The organism is Brucella sp. JSBI001 (assembly GCF_026014005.1).
GTDB lineage: Bacteria > Pseudomonadota > Alphaproteobacteria > Rhizobiales > Rhizobiaceae > Brucella > Brucella anthropi.
Genome location: NZ_CP110339.1, coordinates 1,906,043 through 1,925,442 on the forward strand (window position 1 = coordinate 1,906,043; position 19,400 = coordinate 1,925,442).

Genomic DNA, 19,400 nt, shown 5'->3' on the forward strand with positions numbered 1-19,400 from the left:
GCGCGCTCTAGAAAATTTTACAGACAACGTGATAGCGTTATGTTATCTCCAGCATACGCCATCGCCCGATTTCATTATAAACAGGGCTGCGAGCGACGTATTTTCAGTCGCGGGAGGAATCCAAATGTCAATGAAAGCAGATAGCCGCCATGCGTGAGAAAGGTGACATCATCATCGGGATCGACGCGGGCACGTCTGTGCTCAAGGCAGTCGCTTTCGACCTTAGCGGACGCCAGATCGAATCTGCTGCCGTTCGCAACAAATACGATACCGGCGAACATGGCGCTGTCACACAATCGCTTTCCCTGACATGGCAAGACTGCGCGCGCGCCTTGCGCGACCTTGGTGCAAAGATGCCCGGCCTTGCCGAACGCACCGCGGCAATCGCCGTTACCGGCCAGGGCGACGGAACCTGGCTTGTCGGTCGCGACAACCAGCCGGTCGGCGATGCCTGGCTGTGGCTCGATGCCCGCGCGGCAACGACGGTGACGCGCCTCGCCGCTGGCCCCATGAACCGTGCGCGCTTTGAAGCGACCGGCACCGGGCTGAACACCTGCCAGCAAGGCTCGCAGATGGCGCATATGGACAGCGTCGCGCCCGAGCTGCTGGACAATGCCGAAGTCGCGCTCCACTGCAAGGACTGGCTCTATCTCAATCTCACCGGCGTTCGCGCCACCGACCCTTCGGAAGCAAGCTTCACCTTCGGCAATTTCCGCAATCGCCAGTATGACGATGTCGTCATCGACGCGCTCGGTCTGACGAAACGGCGTGGATTGCTGCCGGAAATCATCGACGGCACCGAAGTGCAGCATCCGCTATCCCCCGAAGCGGCAGCTGCAACGGGTTTGCGGGCAGGGACGCCGGTGAGTCTCGCCTATGTCGATATGGCCATGACTGCACTTGGTGCGGGCGTGCGCGGCGGCACAGCAGGCGCCGGGTGCTCGACCATTGGTTCGACAGGCGTGCACATGCGCGCCAAGCCGGTTGCCGATATCCACCTGAACAAGGAAGGCACCGGTTACGTCATCGCGCTGCCCATTCCCGGCATCGTCACCCAGGTGCAGACCAATATGGGGGCAACGATCAACATCGACTGGATATTGCAGGTTGCTGCCGATCTCATGTCGACGCCAGACAAGCCTGTTTCGCTCAGTGACCTCATTCCCCGCCTTGATGACTGGTTTAATGCCAGCCGTCCGGGTGCAATCCTCTATCATCCGTATATTTCGGAAGCGGGCGAACGCGGTCCCTTCGTCAATGCCTATGCCCGGGCCGGGTTCGTAGGCCTTTCCAGTCGCGACCGTTTCCCGGAAATGGTGCGCTCAGTTGTCGAGGGCCTCGGAATGGCGACGCGCGATTGCTACACGGCCATGGGTGAAATGCCCGCAGAATTGCGCATCACCGGCGGTGCAGCGCGTTCAAAAGCATTGCGCAGCACCCTTGCCGCAGCGGTGAATGCGCCCGTGCGCGTTTCCTCGCGTGAAGAGGCGGGAGCCGCAGGTGCTGCCATGATGGCTGCGGTAGCCATCGGCGCTTATCCGAGCATGGATGCATGTATTGCGGAATGGGTCGAGCCGCTGCTTGGCCCTTGCGAGGCCCCGGATGGTCCGCGCGCAAAGCACTATGAAGAACTCTTCGTTGCCTATCAGGAAGCCCGGCTGGCACTGACGCCCGTCTGGGACAAGTTGGCTTCCGATAGAGCATTTCCAGCAAAAGCGTGAAGCGGTTTTGCGTTCGGAAATGCGGTGAACAAAATGAATAAGGCCGGACCTCCCTTCCGGCACATATAGAATATGGGATGCAATTGCATCCGAAGGAGCATGAAATGGCTGAACCGGAAACCTGCGATCTCTTTGTAATCGGTGGTGGCATCAACGGCGCGGGCGTGGCCCGTGACGCCGCCGGGCGCGGCCTCAAGGTGGTGCTGGCGGAAAAAGACGATCTGGCGCAGGGAACTTCGTCACGCTCCGGCAAGCTGGTACATGGTGGTTTGCGTTATCTCGAATATTATGAGTTCCGCCTTGTACGCGAAGCGCTGATCGAGCGCGAAGTGCTGTTGAACGCCGCTCCCCATATCATCTGGCCAATGCGTTTCGTTCTGCCGCACAGCCCGCAGGACCGCCCCGCCTGGCTGGTGCGGCTTGGCTTGTTTCTCTACGACCACCTCGGCGGTCGCAAGAAGCTTCCCGGCACACGCACGCTCGACCTGCGGCGCGATCCGGAAGGCACGCCGATCCTCGACCAATATACCAAGGGCTTCGAATACTCCGACTGCTGGGTCGATGATGCCCGTCTCGTTGCATTGAATGCGGTTGGCGCTGCTGAAAAAGGCGCGACCATTCTGACCCGCACGCCTGTCGTCTCCGCTCGTCGCGAAAAAGGCGGCTGGATCGTGGAAACGAAAAACCGCGACACGGGTGAAACCTGCACATTCCGCGCGCGCTGCATCGTCAATTGCGCCGGACCATGGGTCACGGATGTCATCCACAATGTCGCCGGCTCCAACTCGTCGCGCAATGTGCGTCTCGTCAAGGGCAGCCACATCATCGTTCCGAAATTCTGGTCGGGCGCAAATGCCTATCTCGTCCAGAACCACGACAAGCGCGTTATCTTTATCAATCCTTACGAGGGCGACAAGGCGCTGATCGGCACCACCGACATCGCCTATGAAGGCCGTGCCGAAGATGTTGCAGCAGATGAGAAGGAAATCGAATATCTGCTGACTGCAGCGAACCGCTATTTCAAGGAAAAGCTGAGGCGTGAAGACGTGCTGCATTCCTTCTCCGGTGTGCGTCCGCTGTTCGACGACGGCAAGGGTAACCCCTCCGCCGTCACCCGCGATTACGTCTTCGACCTCGATGAAACCAATGATGCGCCGCTGCTCAACGTCTTTGGCGGCAAGATCACCACCTTCCGCGAGCTGGCCGAGCGCGGCATGCATCGCCTCAAGCACATTTTCCCGAAGATGGGCGGCGACTGGACTCATGGCGCACCGCTTCCGGGCGGCGAAATCGCCAATGCCGATTATGAAACCTTCGCCAACTCCTTGCGCGACACCTATCCGTGGATGCCGCGCGCGCTCGTCCAGCACTACGGTCGTCTCTACGGCGCACGCACGAAAGACGTTGTTGCAGGCGCACAGAACCTCGAAGGGCTCGGCCGTCATTTCGGCGGCAATTTCCATGAGGCGGAAGTGCGCTATCTGGTGGCCAGGGAATGGGCAAAGACGGCGGAAGACATTCTCTATCGCCGCACCAAGCACTATCTGCACCTGACCGAAGCCGAACGCGCCGCTTTCGTGGAATGGTTCGACAACGCTAAAATGGTCTCTTGAGGACACTATGGCCCTTACGCTTTCTCTGAACACCAATCCACTTGTAAACCGCTTTGCCGAACCGGATGACCTGATTGAAACGGTTGCGCGCGATCTGCGCCTGCGCGATCTCCAGCTCACACACGAGTTCATCAATCCAAGCTGGCAGGCTTCAACCATCCGCCGCCTGACGCGCGACATGGACAAGGCCTTGCAGCGTACCGGTGTTCGCGTCACTTCGGGCATGACCGGCCCCTATGGCCGCCTCAACCATTTCGGCCATCCGGACGCAGAAGTGCGCCGTTACTATGTCGACTGGTTCAAGACCTTCGCCGACATTATCGGCGATCTTGGCGGCAAGTCGGTCGGCACGCAGTTTGCGATCTTCACCTATAAGGATTTCGATGACGCTGCGCGCCGCGAAGATCTGATCAAGATCGCCATCGATTGCTGGGCGGAAGTCGCCGAACATGCGAGCCGTGCCGGTCTCGACTATGTGTTCTGGGAACCCATGAGCATCGGGCGTGAATTTGGCGAGACGATTGCCGAATGCATGAAGCTTCAGGATCGCCTGACCGCCGCCGACATGGCTATTCCAATGTGGATGATGGCCGATATCGACCACGGCGATGTGACTTCCGCCAATCCGGACGATTTCGATCCCTACGCCTGGGCACGCGCCGTGCCGAAAGTCTCGCCGATCATTCACATCAAGCAGAGCCTGATGGACAAGGGCGGACATCGTCCTTTCACAGCCGCGTTCAATGCCAAGGGACGCATCCAGCCGGAACCGCTTCTGAAAGCCTTTGCCGAAGGCGGCGCGGTGGACAATGAAATCTGCCTCGAACTGTCGTTCAAGGAACGCGAGCCGAACGACCGTGAAGTCATTCCGCAGATTGCGGAAAGTGTGGCTTTCTGGGCTCCGCACATTGACACCGGCGCTAAGGACTTGAAGATATAAACGATTTCAGGAACCGGACCGCTTTCAATGGCAGATGCTGACGATTCACTGGCGCTGCGCGCCGCATGGCTTCACTTCGTGGCGGGCATGACCCAGTCAGCCGTTGCGAAGCGCCTTGGTCTGCCCTCCGTGAAAGCGCATCGCCTTATTGCCAAAGCCGTCGCCGACGGTGCGGTGAAGGTCAGTATCGACGGCGACATTACCGAATGTATCGACCTCGAAAATCGTCTCGCCGATATGTACGGCCTCGACTATTGCGAAGTCGTTCCCGACATCGGTGAGGAAGGCCTGCCGCTCATGGCGCTTGGCCATGCGGGTGCGGATTTTCTGCGCCGCGAGATCGAGCATGGCGACCATGAAGTCATCGGCATCGGGCATGGCCGCACGCTTTCAGCTGCAGTCAACTATATGCCGCGCGTCGTCGCCAATGACCTGCGCTTCGTGTCGCTGCTCGGCGGCCTGACGCGCAATTTCGCCGCCAACCCGCATGATGTGATGCACCGCATCGCCGAAAAGACCGGTATGCCTGCTTATGTGATGCCGGTGCCCTTCTTCGCCAACACGGCAGAAGACCGCGAAGTGCTGCTCGCGCAGCGCGGCGTCACCACCGTTTTCGACATGGGTTGTCAGGCTGAACTGAAGATCGTCGGCATCGGCACGGTCGATGCACAGGCGCAGCTTGTCACATCCGGCATGATAGAACTGGCCGAGGTCGAAGAGATCGCCAACCTCGGCGGTGTTGGCGAAATGCTCGGCCATTTCTTTGACGCCAATGGCCAGCGCCTTGAAACCGCGCTGACGGCCCGCACCATCGCAGCATCGGTGGAAAACGCGGATATGAGCCGAATCGTGGGCCTTGCCGGTGGAATTTCCAAGGCGGAAGCCATCCGCGCCGTGCTGAAAAGCGGTCGTCTTTACGGTCTCATCACCGATGAACGCACGGCAAAGACGCTCGTTGAGCAGCCGAACGGAAAATAACATAATAACATTTTTGCAATGGATTATTTTGTGATTTTGTGATCTAACTTCGCGCAGAAAATGTTCCGCCAATAAGATCGGACGAGAGCGTGAAGCGCGACGACAGAAGACAGGCGATTATAAACCTTCTGATCGAAAATCAGGCCGTCGACCTCGACGATCTGGCGGATCGGTTTGCCGTATCAAAAATGACGATCCATCGCGATCTGGATTCGCTGGAACATACCGGCGTGCTGCGCAAAGTACGCGGCGGCGCGACAATCGATACCGGCACACAATTTGAAAGCGATTTCCGCTTCCGCGAACGGCAGGACGGCGAAGCGAAGCAGAAAATGGCCCGCGCCGCGCTTGAGCTTGTTGAACCCGGCATGACGGTGATGATTAATGACGGCTCCATGGCGGCTGTCCTTGGCGGCATGCTTCTGGAAAAGCGCCCGCTGACAGTCATCACCAACAATGCCGTCATCATCGATGAGCTGAAGGGCGAGAACGGGATCAATCTGATTGCGCTCGGCGGAACCTATTCAGCCAAGTTCAATGCGTTTTTCGGTATCCTGACGGAAGGGGCCCTGTCGCATCTGAGCGCCGACATCGCCTTCATTTCCTCGCCTGCAGTCAATGGCAAGCTCGTCTATCACATGGATGAGAATGTTGTTCGCACCAAGCGCGCGATGACGGCATCCGCCGCCCGCACCTGCCTTCTGGTCAATCACCAGCGGTTCGGACGCCCTGCCCTGCATGTCATGGCTGATCTTTCCGATTTTGACGCGATCATAACCGATGCCTCCCCCGACGCGACCGTACTGGCCGATCTTGAACAGGCGGGCATTGCACTGACCATCGCTGACGACTGCGCATAAACCTAGAGGACGAAAATCGAGCATGACAAAAATCTGGATTGGCACCAGCTGGAAGATGAACAAGACGCTGGCCGAGGCCCGCATTTTCGCCGAAGCCTTGAAAGCTGCCGATGCAAGCCGCTCGACCGACATTCAGCGTTTCGTCATCCCTCCCTTTACCGCCGTGCGCGAAGTAAAGGAAATCCTGTCCGGCACCTCCGTCAAGGTCGGCGCGCAGAACATGCATTGGGCCGATCAGGGTGCATGGACCGGCGAGATTTCGCCGCTGATGCTCAAGGACTGCAATCTAGATATCGTCGAGCTTGGCCATTCCGAGCGTCGTGAACATTTCGGTGAAACCAACGAAACGGTTGGCCTCAAGGTCGAAGCTGCGGTGCGCCACGGTTTGATCCCGCTCATCTGTATCGGTGAGACGCTGGAAGACCGCGAAAGCGGACGCGCCGCGGAAGTTCTTGAGGAAGAAGTGCGCGGTGCACTTTCCAAGCTTTCCGGTGACCAGAAGCAGGCGGAAATCCTGTTTGCCTATGAGCCGGTCTGGGCCATCGGCGAAAATGGTATCCCGGCATCGGCGGAATATGCCGATGCGCGCCAGGCGGAAATCATCGCGGTTGCAGAAAGCGTGCTCGGTCGTCGTGTGCCTTGCCTCTATGGCGGCTCGGTCAATCCGGGCAATTGCGAAGAGCTGATCGCCTGCCCGCACATTGACGGGCTTTTCATCGGTCGCTCGGCATGGAACGTCGAAGGTTATCTCGACATTCTGGCCAAGTGTGCCGCCAAGACTCGAGCTAATTAAGGAGCAATATGATGAAAGTAGCAGTAGCAGGCGACAGCGCCGGCGAAGGTCTGGCCAAGGTTCTCGCCGATCACCTCAAGGATCGCTTCGAGGTTTCGGAAATCTCGCGCACAGACGCCGGCGCAGATACATTCTACGCCAACCTTTCCGACCGCGTGGCTTCCGCCGTTCTCGACGGCACCTATGACCGCGCCATCCTCGTTTGCGGCACCGGCATCGGCGTATGCATTGCAGCCAATAAGGTTCCGGGCATCCGCGCTGCGTTGACGCATGACACCTATTCGGCAGAGCGCGCAGCGCTTTCCAACAATGCCCAGATCATCACCATGGGCGCCCGCGTCATCGGCTCGGAAGTGGCCAAGACCATTGCCGACGCCTTCCTCGCTGAGACCTTTGACGAAAACGGCCGTTCGGCTGGCAATGTCAACGCGATCAACGAAGTTGACGCGAAGTACAACAAGGGCTGATTATTCAGTTTCTTGAAAACAAAAAAGCGGCCATCAGGCCGCTTTTCTTTTGGCTTATAGCAGGGCGCTAAGATGCTAACGCATCACGCCCTGAAGATGCTCAGTCGCCGCACGGGCTTAACCAAGTCTCAGCGAGACTTGGTTTAACAGCAGAATTTAGCTGAACTTCGGGTCCAGCGAACCATCGCGATAGCGCTTTGCCATTTCGGAAAGCGGGATCGGACGGATCGAGGCAGCATGACCGGCAGTGCCGAACTGCTCGAAGCGCTCCTTGCAGAGCTTGGTCATGGCAGCCATTGCAGGCTTCAGGTACTTGCGCGGATCGAATTCGCTCGGATCTTCCTGCAGGACGCGGCGGATCTGGCCGGTCAGCGCCATGCGGTTGTCCGTGTCGATGTTGATCTTGCGTACGCCATGCTTGATGCCGCGCTGGATTTCCTCGACCGGAACGCCCCAAGTCGGCTTCATCTTGCCGCCGTATTTGTTGATGATTTCCTGCAGCTCTTCCGGCACAGAAGACGAACCATGCATGACAAGATGCGTGTTCGGCAGCTTGCGATGGATTTCCTCGATCACATTCATGGCGAGCACGGAACCGTCCGGCTTGCGGCTGAACTTGTAAGCGCCATGCGACGTGCCCATGGCGATTGCCAGTGCATCGACCTTGGTTTCGCGCACGAATTTCACGGCTTCGTCCGGATCGGTCAGAAGCTGGTCGTGCGACAGCATGCCTTCCGCGCCGTGGCCGTCTTCTGCATCGCCCATGCCGGTTTCGAGCGAACCCAGAACGCCGAGTTCCCCTTCCACCGAGATGCCGCCGAGATGCGACATCTCGCTGACCTGACGCGTGACTGAAACATTGTAGTCCCAGTCGGCAGGCGTCTTGCCGTCAGCCTTGAGCGAACCGTCCATCATGACGGAGGTAAAGCCTGCCTGGATGGCGGTCATGCAGGTGGCGGCTTCGTTGCCGTGGTCCAGATGCACGCAAACCGGAATATGCGGATAGATTTCCGTCACCGCATCCATCATATGACGGAGCATGATGTCGTTTGCATAGGAACGCGCGCCGCGCGAAGCCTGCAGGATCACCGGCGCATCGGCGGCATCCGCCGCTTCCATAATGGCAAGCGCCTGTTCCATGTTGTTGATGTTGAATGCCGGGACGCCGTAACCCTTTTCAGCGGCGTGATCGAGCAATTGCCGCAGCGTAATGCGCGCCATTTCTAGCCTCCTAGAGCGCATCCCGAAAAGTGTGAAACGGTTTTCGGAACAAGATGCGCGTAAAAACAATGGATGGAGCATTTCCAATGCTCCAGACGATGTCAGATCAGGTTATTTCGCGAAATATTCGCCGAGGATATCCACCTCTTCGGCCACGCCGAACACCAGCGCACTGCGCTCGTGATAGGTTTGCGGGACGATATCGAGAATGGATCTCGAACCGTCGGTCGCCTTGCCACCCGCCTCACGGGCGAGGAAAGCAATTGGATTGGCTTCGTAGACGAGCCGCAAGCGGCCCTTTTCGTAGCCGGGGCGGCTGTCATTCACGTAAAAGAACAAACCGCCACGCTGCATGATGCGGTGCATGTCGCCCACCGCAGCACCGAGCCAGCGCATGTTGAAGTTACGCCCGCGCGGACCATCCTTTCCAAGGAATGCGTCGTTGACATAGGCCTGCATACCAGCGGACAAATGCCGCTGGACGGATGCGTTGAACGCCAGATCGGACGTGCGTTCCGGCAGTGTCACATTGCGGCGCGTGATATGGAAAATCCCGCTTGCCGGATCGAAGGTCGCGAAGATCACGCCCTCGCCGACCGAAAAGCCGAGATCGACCGAATTGCCGTAGGAAACATAACCGGCTGCAATCTGGCGGTTGCCGGGCTGCAAAAACGGCTCAGCCGTATCTGCCGGGAAAACCGAGAAAATCGTGCCAAGCGGTGCGCCGAGACCCACATTGCCCGAACCGTCAAGCGGATCGATGGCAACGGCAATCAGCCCATCGGCCTTGCCTGCTACGGGGAGGTCCGCTTCTTCCGAAAGAATGGAGGCTGCACCCGCCGCAATCAGCAGCTCGACGAACAGATTGTGCGAACCGACATCAATGCACTTCTGCTGGTCCTGATCGCTGTTGACGCCGACAAGCTTGCCCGGATCGCCGGGAAGCGAACCGCGTGCAATGCGACCGGCGAGCCGCGTTGCGCCAGCAAGAATAGCCTTGATGGCGTCGGCGGTCGCAAGACGCAAGCCGTCCTTGCCAGCCCAGTTGTCGAGATAGGCGCCGACCGCTTCTGCTTCCACGCGATCGCTATCGCCCACCAGAACCAGTGGAGAAAAATTGCCAGCCATCGTCATTTGCCCTGCTCCAGCAAGAATTTGGCGCGGGCGATAATCGCCTCGGCCGTGATGCCGAATTTTTCATAGAGCACTTCAGCAGGTGCAGAAGCGCCGAAGCCATCCATACCGATCACGTCGTCTTCGCTGTCGACATAACGTGTCCAGCCGAACTTGCCTGCGGCCTCGACGGCGATGCGCGGCGCATCGCCCAGAACACCCTTGCGGTAATCCTTGCCCTGCTTTTCAAACAGATCCCAGCTCGGCATGGAGACAACCGCCGTTGCGATGCCTTCTTCTGCGAGCTTTTCGGCGGCCTTCACTGCGAGCGAGACTTCCGTGCCCGTGGCAAGCAGCGTGATCTGACGTTCGCCCTTCGCCTCACGCAGCACATAGGCGCCGCGTGCGGAAAGGTTCTCGCCATTATCGGTGCGAAGCTGCGGCACGTTCTGGCGCGACAGGGCCAGAACCGAAGGCGTATGCGGATCAGAAACCGCCACAGCCCAGCATTCCAGCGTTTCAATCGTGTCTGCCGGACGGAAGACATGAAGGTTCGGCATGGCGCGCAGGCTGGCCAGATGTTCGACCGGCTGGTGGGTCGGGCCGTCTTCGCCGAGGCCGATGGAGTCGTGTGTCAGCACATGAATGACACGCACGCCCATCAGCGCCGAAAGGCGGATGGCGTTACGGGCGTAATCGGAGAACACCATGAAGGTGCCGCCGTAAGGGATGAAACCGCCATGGACCGCTATACCGTTCATAGCCGCGCCCATTGCAAATTCACGCACACCGTAGCTGACATAGCGACCGCTCTTTTCCGGCGTGAAATCGCTGTCGACGGCAGGAACGCGGGTGAGGTTCGAATGGGTAAGGTCAGCCGAACCGCCGATCATTTCCGGCAGGGCTGCCGTCAGGCTTTCAAGCGCGATCTGGCTTGCCTTGCGGGTCGCAACATTCAGCGGCTTGTCGAGGAGGCGCTGCTTGGCGTCGTGGACAACTGCCGCAAAGCCTTCCGGCAGAACGCCGGCAATACGACGGTCGAATTCGGCGCGTTCGGTTGCAGGCAGCGTATCAACGCGCTTCTGCCATGCTTCACGTTCCGAAACGCCACGCGCACCGGCTTCACGCCAGGCATTGAGCAACGGTGCAGGGATTTCGAAAGCTTCCGCCGTCCAGCCGAGTGCTGCCTTGGTGGCGGCGTTTTCCGCGGCACCCAGCGGCGCGCCATGCACGCCACTCGTACCGGCGCGATTTGGCGAACCATAGCCGATGACAGTCTTGAGCGCGATCAGCGTCGGGCGGTCGGCTTGAGCCTTGGCGCGCGTCAGCGCCGCATCAATGGCGTCGTGATCGTGACCGTCGACCTTTTCGACATTCCAGCCGCAAGCCTTGAACTTGGCGGGAATATCGTCGGTGAAGGCGATTTCCGTGCTGCCGTCGATGGTGATGCCGTTATCATCATAAAGCAGGATCAGCTTGCCGAGGCGAAGGTGACCGGCAAGCGAGATCGCTTCCTGTCCCACGCCTTCCATGAGGCAGCCGTCGCCGCAGAACACATAAGTGCGGTGATCGACAATATCCTTGCCGAACTGGTCGGCGAGCGCGCGTTCGGCGATTGCCATGCCGACAGAGCTGGCGAGACCCTGACCGAGCGGGCCGGTGGTCAGCTCAACGCCTTCTGTATGACCATATTCCGGATGACCGGCGGTCTTCGAACCCCACTGGCGGAAGTTCTTCAGCTCATCGATGGACACATCCTTGTAGCCCGCCAGATAGAGCGCGCTGTAAAGCAGCATCGAGCCGTGACCGTTGGAGAGCACGAAACGGTCGCGGTCCGCCCAGTTGGGAGCCGATGCGTCGAATTTCAGATGCTTCGAGAACAGAACGGCTGCGGCGTCAGCCATGCCGAGCGGCATTCCCGGATGGCCGGAATTGGCGGCATCGACGGCATCGATCGAGAGAGCGCGAATGCAGTTGGCGAGTTGCAGCATATCTGATACGGGCGGGGTGAAATTCATCGGCGGCAACCTCCTTGCCAAAAGCAAAGCCTTGAGCATGTCCGGCAGACGAAACCCGGTTCGGTGCCGATATGCGTAAAACAACTAAGCCAGAGCGCATCGCGCTCGTGCTGCCTGAGATTTCGCAGTCCTTTTAAGGCCAGCCTCTCAGGCACCAATTCCGGTAACACCGTTTCAAAAGCATAACAATACGGCCATAACATTATAACGATTTAAATGTGATCTTGAGTGTGATTTTTCTTTCCACACCCCTGTTTCAGGCCCTTCAGACCGGCCGAATCGCAGCTCTGGCGTCGCGACTCACCTCTCGAAACACAAAAAAGCAGCCCGTAGATCACCACGGACTGCGCTTTATAATGGTATCGAAATGAGGCGGATTACGCCCCGGCCATGCGCTGGCGTCTCTCACGCAACAGCATCGGACCGTATTCCAGGACATAGAGTCCGAAAGCACCCATCCAGAGCAAAGCCGATGCTGCGAGGATGGTATGGAAGAAATTCGGCATGACTTCCGCCAGCGGACGGATCAGCGCTGCCGCGACAAGGCAAAGATAAGCGACCTGTGTGACGGGCGAGGCAGTCAGTTCGCGCCCGGTATGGCCGCGGGTGGCCCGCGTCATGACCGCCAGCATCATGCAGCCGATTGCGCCGACAGTCACGACATGCAAGGCGGAATAGGGGTTGAGGCGATCAATGGCGGAAAGACCGATGGCGATGAAACCGAGCGGGATGAACGCATAGGCGACATGAAGAACCAGCAGCAGCTTTTCCCGCGCCACAGACCATCCCCGCCAGCGGTAAAGCCGCACGATGTGAAACAGGGCTGCGATCCACGCCAGCACCGCCGTTATCGTCTGATCAGGAGCGGCGATCCAGCCGATGCAGGCAGCCACTCCGACAAGAATGCTGAAACCGTCATAGCGGTTGAAAGACACCGGAAAGCGTGTCCGCCCCATCTTGTTGAGCCAGTTGCGGGTGAAGCTTGGCACAATGCGCCCGCCGATCACCATGACCAGCAGGACATAGGCGCTGACCCCGATGCGGTTGGCCAATGCCACGTCGCCGTCGGTCAGGATCAGATAATGGAAGACAAGATTGGCAACCATCACCGTCGTCACGCCAACCAGTACCTTCAGGTTTTTCCATTGGCGCCCGGCAATGATTTCCCGCGCACAGATGAAAAGCAGCAAGGGCAGAAACAGGCTTTCGACAACGACTGCAAAGTGCACATCGATCAGGTCAGGCTCCAGAAAGACCAGCCGTCCGGCAAGCCATACCCCGCAGAGAATGGCGAGCGGTGTGCCAGATACCGGCAAGCCTCCCGTCCAGTTCGGAATGGCTGTCAGCAGAAAGCCTGCCAGAACGGCAGAGGAGAAACCGAACACCATTTCATGGGCGTGCCAGTTCAACCCGCCATAGGAGCCGCCGAGCGGCATTCCGAGTGTCAGTGACAATATCCAGAAGAGCATGGCCAGAACGGCCCATATGGCTCCGCCCAGAAAGAATGGGCGGAAGCCATAGCTGAGGAGGACGGGACCGGTCATTTTCAGTCCGCGCGGCATACCTTTTTGATCGGATGGCATCGCAGCAGGTACTGCCTGCAGGCCTGGCTGTCTGGTCATGATGTCCTCGTCATGAAGCCGGTTCAAGTTCGGCTCATCGAGAGTTTTCGGTCAATCTTATTTGGCGCTCTTATTTGGCGCTGGCGATGACCTTTTCCAGCCGCTCCTGAACAATCTTCGGCTTCTTGGCCGAAACGATCTGGTCGAGATTGGCCGGGCTGTCACCGACAGCGATGAGCGCGATCATACCCATGGCATAATGCGGTGTGCACTTTACCAGATATGCGCCGGGCTGGGTAACCGTCAGCACATAGTTCTCGTTGATCTTGCTTTTGAACTTTTCGGCACCTTCAGGGATCATGTCCTTGATGGATTCGACATTATGTCCTTTGTCCACCGGAATAAAGGTGACCGTGTCGCCGGGATTGGCCTTGATATAGGCAGGCTCGAAAACCATGGCGCCCTCGGCGCCCTTGTTGAGCATATGAACTTCGATATTTTCGGCAAGAGCGGGGGCAGCCAGCATGGCGAGGATGCCTGCGGCAGCAAATTTGATCGCGATGTTACGCATTTTGTCCTGATCTCCAACGATTGGCGCACCTGCCGTCTCGGCCTCAACACGCCACGTAATGGGGTTTAGACCTGTCGCCTGCCAACCTCTTTGATCTGGATCAAACAGGTGAAGTTATTCATGATAATGACGCTCAGAATAAAACTGTTTGATTTTCTGCATTCCACCATCGCACCATTCGATGTGCCCGCCAGCCCTTTTGCCGCAGCCTCCGGCCAGCCTGCGCGACATGACAAGCCTGCATGCATCTTGTATGCATTCAACGAGCGATACTCGCCTTCACGCCTATTACAGCCCAGCACTGCCCCCTTAAGAACGGCCCCCGAGAATTGGCAAGGAATGACAGAATGAGCGACACTATTTCGATTTCGACAGAAGAACTCGCCAGGCTTGTGCGAGAAATCCTGCACAAGGCAGGTTTCAGCGCCGATCATGCCACAGCCATTGCCAAGACGATTGTGGCGGGTGAGCGCGACGGCTGCAAATCACATGGTGTCTACCGTATCGAAGGCTGCCTGCGCACGCTGAAGAGCGGCAAGGTCGTCGCCGATGCCGATCCGGTCGTCACGACCGATGACAGCGCCGTCGTTCGCGTCGATGCCAAGGGCGGTTTTGCCAATCTGGCGTTCGAGCGCGGTACGCCTGCCCTCGTCGAGAAGGCACGCAAGCTCGGCGTCGCGGCGCTGGCGATCAACGACTGCACCCATTTCGCGGCCTTGTGGCCGGAAGTCGAAGCACTCGCCGAACAGGGGCTTGCGGCAATGGCCATGTGCCCGAGCTATGCCACCGTTGCGCCCGCTGGCGGAACGAAGCCGCTTCTCGGCACCAACCCCTTTGCCTTCGGCTGGCCCCGCTCCGGCGATTATCCTTATGTGTTCGACTTTGCGACCAGCGTTGCCGCACGTGGCGAACTGGAACTCTACCGTCGCGCCGGAAAGCAGCTGCCGGAAGGCTGGGCCGTCGATGCAGACGGCAATCCCACGACCGATCCGGAAGCCGCCCTTGCAGGCGCGATGCTGCCATTTGGCGGGCACAAGGGATCGGCCATCTCCACGATGATCGAACTTTTGGCCGGTGTGATGATCGGTGATTTCACCAGCCCCGAGGCGCTCGATTTCCTTGGCACGACGACGCTGGCGCCGCGCCATGGCGAACTCATCATTGCCTTCGACCCTGCCCGCATGGCAGGTGGTCGCGGCAATCCGCAGGAGCGCGGCGAAATCCTGATCGAAGCGATAGCCGGACAGGGCGCGCGCCTGCCGTCGCAGCGCCGCTTTGCCGCCCGCCGCGATTCATTGGCCAAAGGCATCACGCTTACGGCTGCCGAAATGGCGCTTCTGGAAAATTGAAGGATAAGGGTCTGGACGCCATATCCTGACCAGACACAAAAAAGGCGCCGGAATTCGGCGCCTTTTTCTTTTATCTGTATGCGTTTCAGGCAGCGTATTTCGCCGCCGCACTGCCCTGCTTGAGCCAGTCGGCATACCAGGTCTGGAACAGCTTAAGCTGGGTTTCGCAATAGCCGCGCTGGCTATCGGACAGCTTGTCCGTCTCATTGAAATGCAGCTCATATTCCGGATTGCCGGTCAGAACCATCATGTGCTTGTAGAAGAGAACGAGGTCAGGGCCTTCATCGAAGGATGACAGCACGTCCAGTGCGGCTTCCAGTTCCAGCGCCAGCTTGCGTGCCTCGACATCGCCTTTGGCGGCGGCCTTCGACAGTGCCACCAGATGCCGGACTTCCTTCGGCAGCACATTGCCGATGCCGGTGATCGCACCAGTTGCACCGCAATTGACGAAGCCGTGGAAAACGCCGGTATCGACGCCGACCATCAGGGTTACATTGTCATCGGCGCTCGTGATGTTTTCGGCTGCATAACGCATGGCTTCCGCACCGCCGAACTCCTTGAAGCCGATGAGGTTCGGATGTTCCGCACGCAGTGCGAAGAACAGGTCGGCGCGGGTCGCAAAGCCGTAATACGGGCTGTTGTAGATAACGGCTGGCAGATCGGGAGCTGCCGCAAGGATCGCCTTGAAATGGGCCTTCTGCGCCGAGATCGACGAACCACGCGAGAGAACACGCGGAATGACCATCAGGCCCTTCGCGCCAACTTTCTGCGCATGGGCTGCGTGGGCGGCAGCGATCTTCGTGTTGACAGCGCCGGTGCCGACGACGACGGGCACGCCTGCCTTGGCAAGCGCTTCAACGCCAGCCATGCGTTTCTCATCCGAGAGAAGCGGCCAGTCGCCCATGGAACCGCAATAGACAACCGCAGACATGCCCTTCGCGATCAGTTCCTTGCCTTTGCGGACCAGCGCATCGAAATCCGGCGTGCGGTCGGGCTTGCAGGGGGTCATGAGGGCCGGAATGCAACCGGAGAAAATATTAGAGGTCATAGCGTCGTTCCTTGGACGTTTTTCCTTGAGCGTTCTTCACGCGGGCTGGATCTACAATCGGTCTGCCGAACCTTGTATTGAAGTCAAATATACACTTTGTATTTTTCTTGTCGACCAAAATTTTATTTCGGGATAGGATTGCTTGACCGATGAGATTTAAACTGGTGTTAGAATGCAGTTGTGCTGCGGCAAATACACCGACAGAGGACAGACAAGATCATGGACAAAGACGACGCAAACCAGACAGCCGACCGGAAAAAGGGTTCAGGTGTCAAGCTGGTTTACGACGTGCTGCGCGACGAGATCATCGATCTTTCGCTCGCGCCGGGTAGCCCCATTGATGAAAACCAGCTGGCCGAACGCTTTTCCATGTCACGCACGCCTATACGCGAAGCATTGGTGCGGCTGGCAAGCGACGGTTTCGTAACCACGCTTCCCAATCGCTCGACCGTTGTGTCCAATATCGACTTTTTGAGCCTGCCCGCATTTTTCGACGCAGTAACGCTGATGTACCGCGTGACCACGCGGCTTGCCGCCCGCAATCGGACCGACAAGGATCTTGAGAACATCCGTGCGCATCAGGAAGCTTTTGCCCGCGCAGTCCGTTCACAAAATGCGCTGGAAATGATCGCGACCAACCGCGATTTTCACGCCGCTATTGCTGAAGCGGGTCGCAATCCCTTCTACACCACCTTCTTTTCGAGGCTTCTCGATGAAGGGCGCAGGCTGTTGCGCCTCTATTACCAGTCTTTCGCCGATCGCCTGCCCGAGCGCTACGTCACCGAGCATGAAGACATGATCCGCGCCATCGAAGAACGGGACGTGGATACCGCCGATCTGCTTGGCAAGGCCCATGGAGACCAGATCGTCTATCAGATCCGCAAGCTGATTGCGGAAGACCGTCGCGACCAGCTCGATTTATAGAGCAGCAATTCCGGCAGAAAGACCGCCGTCAAACGGCTTCCGACAGCTGTCGGGGTCCGTCACCTGGTCGAACCATCCAAGCGTTGCCTGGCTATCAGGAGCCAGAAGAACGCCGCAATCACCGGCGAAGTCGTTCCAGCCTTCGACATAGGTTTCCCGCACCACAGTCAGCACCGGAATCTGGCGCGCATAGGCGATTTCGATGATGGAGCGGAAACCATGCCCTTCCGTCTCGCCCTTGCCGAAACGGTTGAGGATCAGCATATCGGCGCCGCTATCGAGTTCCGCCAGAAGCGAACCTGCCACATCGGCAAGGGCCGCTGGATCGAGACGACACCCCTTCGACCCCGAACCGAGCGACTGCGAGATAATCTGCGTCACACCGGTGCCAATATGCTCGATCTCGATATCGCGGCAGCATTCATCCGTATTGCTCTCGCGGTGCTGGAGAAAGCCCGCCACGCGCAGCCCTGCCTGCCTCGCCCGATGCGCTACGCCAGCCAGAAGCTGGTCCACCGGCACATCCTTTGCGGCCAGGATGGCTGCAAGTGTCGGTTCATGGCTCATGCCTCGGCTCCCTCGTTCGACAGCAGATCGATGCCGGTAATGTCGGCATCGGCTGCGAGGATCGCGATATATTGCGACACGGCCTTCGACCAGGTGGAGGCTTCAAGCCAGCCGGCAATCCTGTCGGCAACATAGTCGAAGGGCAATTCTTCGCCCTCGATACGGCGGTCAAGCCGTACGATATGAAAGCCGAAACGGCTTTCAATCGGGGCTGGCGTTATTTCACCAGGTGTCAGGCGTTCCAGCGCCCGCTCGAATTCAGGCACCGTGCTGCCACGTGTGAGCTGACCCAGATTGCCGCCTTGCGCGCCCGAAGGGCAGGACGAATATTCATGCGCAACCGAGGCGAATGTGGCAGGCGCGGCAATCACCGAGGATGCCAGATGGGATGCGGTCGTGCGGGCCTTCTCACGGGCTTGGCTGTCAGCAGGATCGGCAGCGATCAAGATATGGCTCGCCTCCAGAATAGGCGCACTGGTAAAGCGGTGTCGGTTGTTTTCGTAAAAGCGCAAGGCTTCCTCGCGTGTGGCGGAAGGCACTTCCACCTCCCGTTCGATCACCATGCGCACCAGCGCATCCTCGTCGGTCTCGCTGCGCCCTTCTGCATCCTTCTCGTGCTCGGGCACGATGCCGGTTTCCCTCGCACGCTGCAGAAGAAGCTCACGGATCGCCAGCGCCCGCGCGGCGGCAAGCAGTGCCGCGCCGGGATTTTCCGACGGATGGTTTTGAGCCTCCGTCAGAATGTCGGTTTCGTTGATCGCCACACCATTGACTGACACCGCATCGAAGACCGGGCGCGGCTTCGGCGGCACGCGCGTATCCGGCTCCTGATAGGTCGTGTAGCCCGTATTATGAGCAAGCGCTCCGTGCGAATGTTCAGCTGGCTGTTCAGTTGGCTGCTTCCGGTCAAAAAGTGTCACCATGAGCCTTACTCCGCAGGAATACGCATATGCGAGGGCTGAGCCGTATGGTTGCGCTCACGCACGACCTGATAGCCCGGACGCCAGATGTAGCGCACTGGCGCGCTCAGCATATGCACAAGACGCGTGAACGGGAACAGCAGGAAGATGGTAAGCCCCAGGAAGATATGCATCTTGAAGATGATCGACGCATTGGTGATGTAGCTTGATGCAGCCGGATTGAAGGTGAAGATGCCTTGCGCCCAGTTCATGAATGTCACCATTTCGCCGCCGTCCAGATGCTGCAGCGAGATCGGAATGGTGCTGAGACCGAGCAGAAGCTGCAACCACAACAGAATGATGATCAGCGTGTCAGATGGCCGCGAGGACGCACGAACACGCGGGTCGAACACACGGCGATGCACAAGCATGCTGGCGCCGACGATTGCCATCACACCGGCGATGCCACCCGCCACGACAGCGAGAATCTGCTTTGCCTCATGGCTGACGCCGAGCATGTCGAAGACCCAGATCGGCGTCAGCAGGCCGACGAAATGACCGGCGAAGATGAACAGCACGCCAAGGTGGAACAGAACCGAGCCCCACATGAGCTGCTTGCGCCGCAAAAGCTGGCTTGAGCCCGAACGCCACGTATAGGGCTCGCGGTCGTAACGGAAGATCGAACCGAGCACGAGCACGCTCAGTGCGATGTAGGGATAGATGCCGAAAAGAAACGTATGGAGATAAGCCATTTTC

17 protein-coding genes and 1 pseudogene are annotated in these 19,400 nt (G+C 58.7%); 9 read left to right on the forward strand and 9 right to left on the reverse strand.

The genetic code is table 11. From position 1 onward, the window contains the following. The first annotated feature begins 149 nt into the window (after positions 1–149). From LJ361_RS09030 to LJ361_RS09060, 7 genes are all read left to right on the forward strand, one after another. Complete coding sequence (locus tag LJ361_RS09030; RefSeq protein ID WP_010660871.1) at positions 150–1,721, forward strand: FGGY-family carbohydrate kinase; 1,572 nt, start codon at positions 150–152, stop codon at positions 1,719–1,721. Between the two features lie 104 nt (positions 1,722–1,825). After that, the gene (locus LJ361_RS09035) at positions 1,826–3,334 is read left to right on the forward strand and encodes a glycerol-3-phosphate dehydrogenase (protein WP_010660870.1); all 1,509 of its coding nucleotides are present in this window, start codon (positions 1,826–1,828) and stop codon (positions 3,332–3,334) included. Positions 3,335–3,341: 7 nt separating this feature from the next. Continuing rightward, positions 3,342–4,274 (forward strand): sugar phosphate isomerase/epimerase family protein, encoded by a 933-nt coding sequence (locus LJ361_RS09040; protein ID WP_010660869.1) that lies wholly within the window; start codon positions 3,342–3,344, stop codon positions 4,272–4,274. Positions 4,275–4,301: 27 nt separating this feature from the next. Continuing rightward, the gene (locus LJ361_RS09045; protein WP_010660868.1) at positions 4,302–5,252 is read left to right on the forward strand and encodes a sugar-binding transcriptional regulator; all 951 of its coding nucleotides are present in this window, start codon (positions 4,302–4,304) and stop codon (positions 5,250–5,252) included. Positions 5,253–5,341: 89 nt separating this feature from the next. Then, positions 5,342–6,112: a DeoR/GlpR family DNA-binding transcription regulator gene (locus LJ361_RS09050; protein WP_029928117.1), complete on the forward strand. Its 771-nt coding sequence runs from the start codon at positions 5,342–5,344 to the stop codon at positions 6,110–6,112. Positions 6,113–6,134: 22 nt separating this feature from the next. After that, positions 6,135–6,905: a triose-phosphate isomerase gene (locus tag LJ361_RS09055; protein ID WP_029928118.1), complete on the forward strand. Its 771-nt coding sequence runs from the start codon at positions 6,135–6,137 to the stop codon at positions 6,903–6,905. A gap of 11 nt (positions 6,906–6,916) precedes the next feature. Next, positions 6,917–7,372 carry an RpiB/LacA/LacB family sugar-phosphate isomerase gene (locus tag LJ361_RS09060; RefSeq protein WP_029928121.1) on the forward strand — a complete coding sequence of 152 codons (456 nt, stop codon included), beginning with the start codon at positions 6,917–6,919 and terminating at the stop codon, positions 7,370–7,372. 156 nt (positions 7,373–7,528) lie between these two features. Here the strand turns inward: LJ361_RS09060 and fba are convergent, their stop codons facing one another. The 5 genes from fba to LJ361_RS09085 form a co-directional block, all read right to left on the reverse strand. After that, complete coding sequence (gene fba, locus LJ361_RS09065; protein WP_151614593.1) at positions 7,529–8,593, reverse strand: class II fructose-bisphosphate aldolase; 1,065 nt, start codon at positions 8,591–8,593, stop codon at positions 7,529–7,531. A 111-nt stretch (positions 8,594–8,704) separates the two neighbouring features. Next, positions 8,705–9,727, reverse strand: coding sequence for a class 1 fructose-bisphosphatase (locus LJ361_RS09070; RefSeq protein WP_010660863.1), 1,023 nt, complete (start codon positions 9,725–9,727; stop codon positions 8,705–8,707). Continuing rightward, positions 9,724–11,724 carry a transketolase gene (tkt, locus tag LJ361_RS09075; protein ID WP_264813377.1) on the reverse strand — a complete coding sequence of 667 codons (2,001 nt, stop codon included), beginning with the start codon at positions 11,722–11,724 and terminating at the stop codon, positions 9,724–9,726. The genes LJ361_RS09070 and tkt overlap by 4 nt, the downstream gene beginning before the upstream one ends. A 377-nt stretch (positions 11,725–12,101) precedes the next feature. After that, on the reverse strand, positions 12,102–13,346 hold the full coding sequence (locus tag LJ361_RS09080; RefSeq protein ID WP_029928125.1) for an NnrS family protein: 1,245 nt from the start codon (positions 13,344–13,346) through the stop codon (positions 12,102–12,104). Between the two features lie 70 nt (positions 13,347–13,416). Further along, positions 13,417–13,857 (reverse strand): pseudoazurin, encoded by a 441-nt coding sequence (locus LJ361_RS09085; protein WP_010660860.1) that lies wholly within the window; start codon positions 13,855–13,857, stop codon positions 13,417–13,419. A 347-nt stretch (positions 13,858–14,204) separates the two neighbouring features. Here LJ361_RS09085 and LJ361_RS09090 point away from each other — a divergent pair. Then, positions 14,205–15,235 (forward strand): annotated as a pseudogene (locus LJ361_RS09090) (Ldh family oxidoreductase). Between the two features lie 56 nt (positions 15,236–15,291). Here LJ361_RS09090 and LJ361_RS09095 read toward each other — a convergent pair. Beyond that, on the reverse strand, positions 15,292–16,254 hold the full coding sequence (locus LJ361_RS09095; protein ID WP_264813378.1) for a dihydrodipicolinate synthase family protein: 963 nt from the start codon (positions 16,252–16,254) through the stop codon (positions 15,292–15,294). Between the two features lie 219 nt (positions 16,255–16,473). Between LJ361_RS09095 and LJ361_RS09100 the strand changes: the two genes are divergently transcribed. Next, positions 16,474–17,178, forward strand: coding sequence for a GntR family transcriptional regulator (locus LJ361_RS09100; RefSeq protein WP_006468363.1), 705 nt, complete (start codon positions 16,474–16,476; stop codon positions 17,176–17,178). Here the strand turns inward: LJ361_RS09100 and LJ361_RS09105 are convergent. The 3 genes from LJ361_RS09105 to narI are packed head-to-tail and all read right to left on the reverse strand — an operon-like array spanning position 17,173 to position 19,396. Continuing rightward, positions 17,173–17,745 carry a DUF2478 domain-containing protein gene (locus LJ361_RS09105; RefSeq protein WP_235916883.1) on the reverse strand — a complete coding sequence of 191 codons (573 nt, stop codon included), beginning with the start codon at positions 17,743–17,745 and terminating at the stop codon, positions 17,173–17,175. The two genes, LJ361_RS09100 and LJ361_RS09105, sit on opposite strands and share 6 nt — an antisense overlap. Then, positions 17,742–18,668 carry a peptidylprolyl isomerase gene (locus tag LJ361_RS09110; RefSeq protein ID WP_151614592.1) on the reverse strand — a complete coding sequence of 309 codons (927 nt, stop codon included), beginning with the start codon at positions 18,666–18,668 and terminating at the stop codon, positions 17,742–17,744. The genes LJ361_RS09105 and LJ361_RS09110 overlap by 4 nt, the downstream gene beginning before the upstream one ends. Positions 18,669–18,673: 5 nt before the next feature. After that, on the reverse strand, positions 18,674–19,396 hold the full coding sequence (gene narI / locus LJ361_RS09115; RefSeq protein ID WP_010660855.1) for a respiratory nitrate reductase subunit gamma: 723 nt from the start codon (positions 19,394–19,396) through the stop codon (positions 18,674–18,676). Positions 19,397–19,400 lie beyond the last annotated feature (4 nt).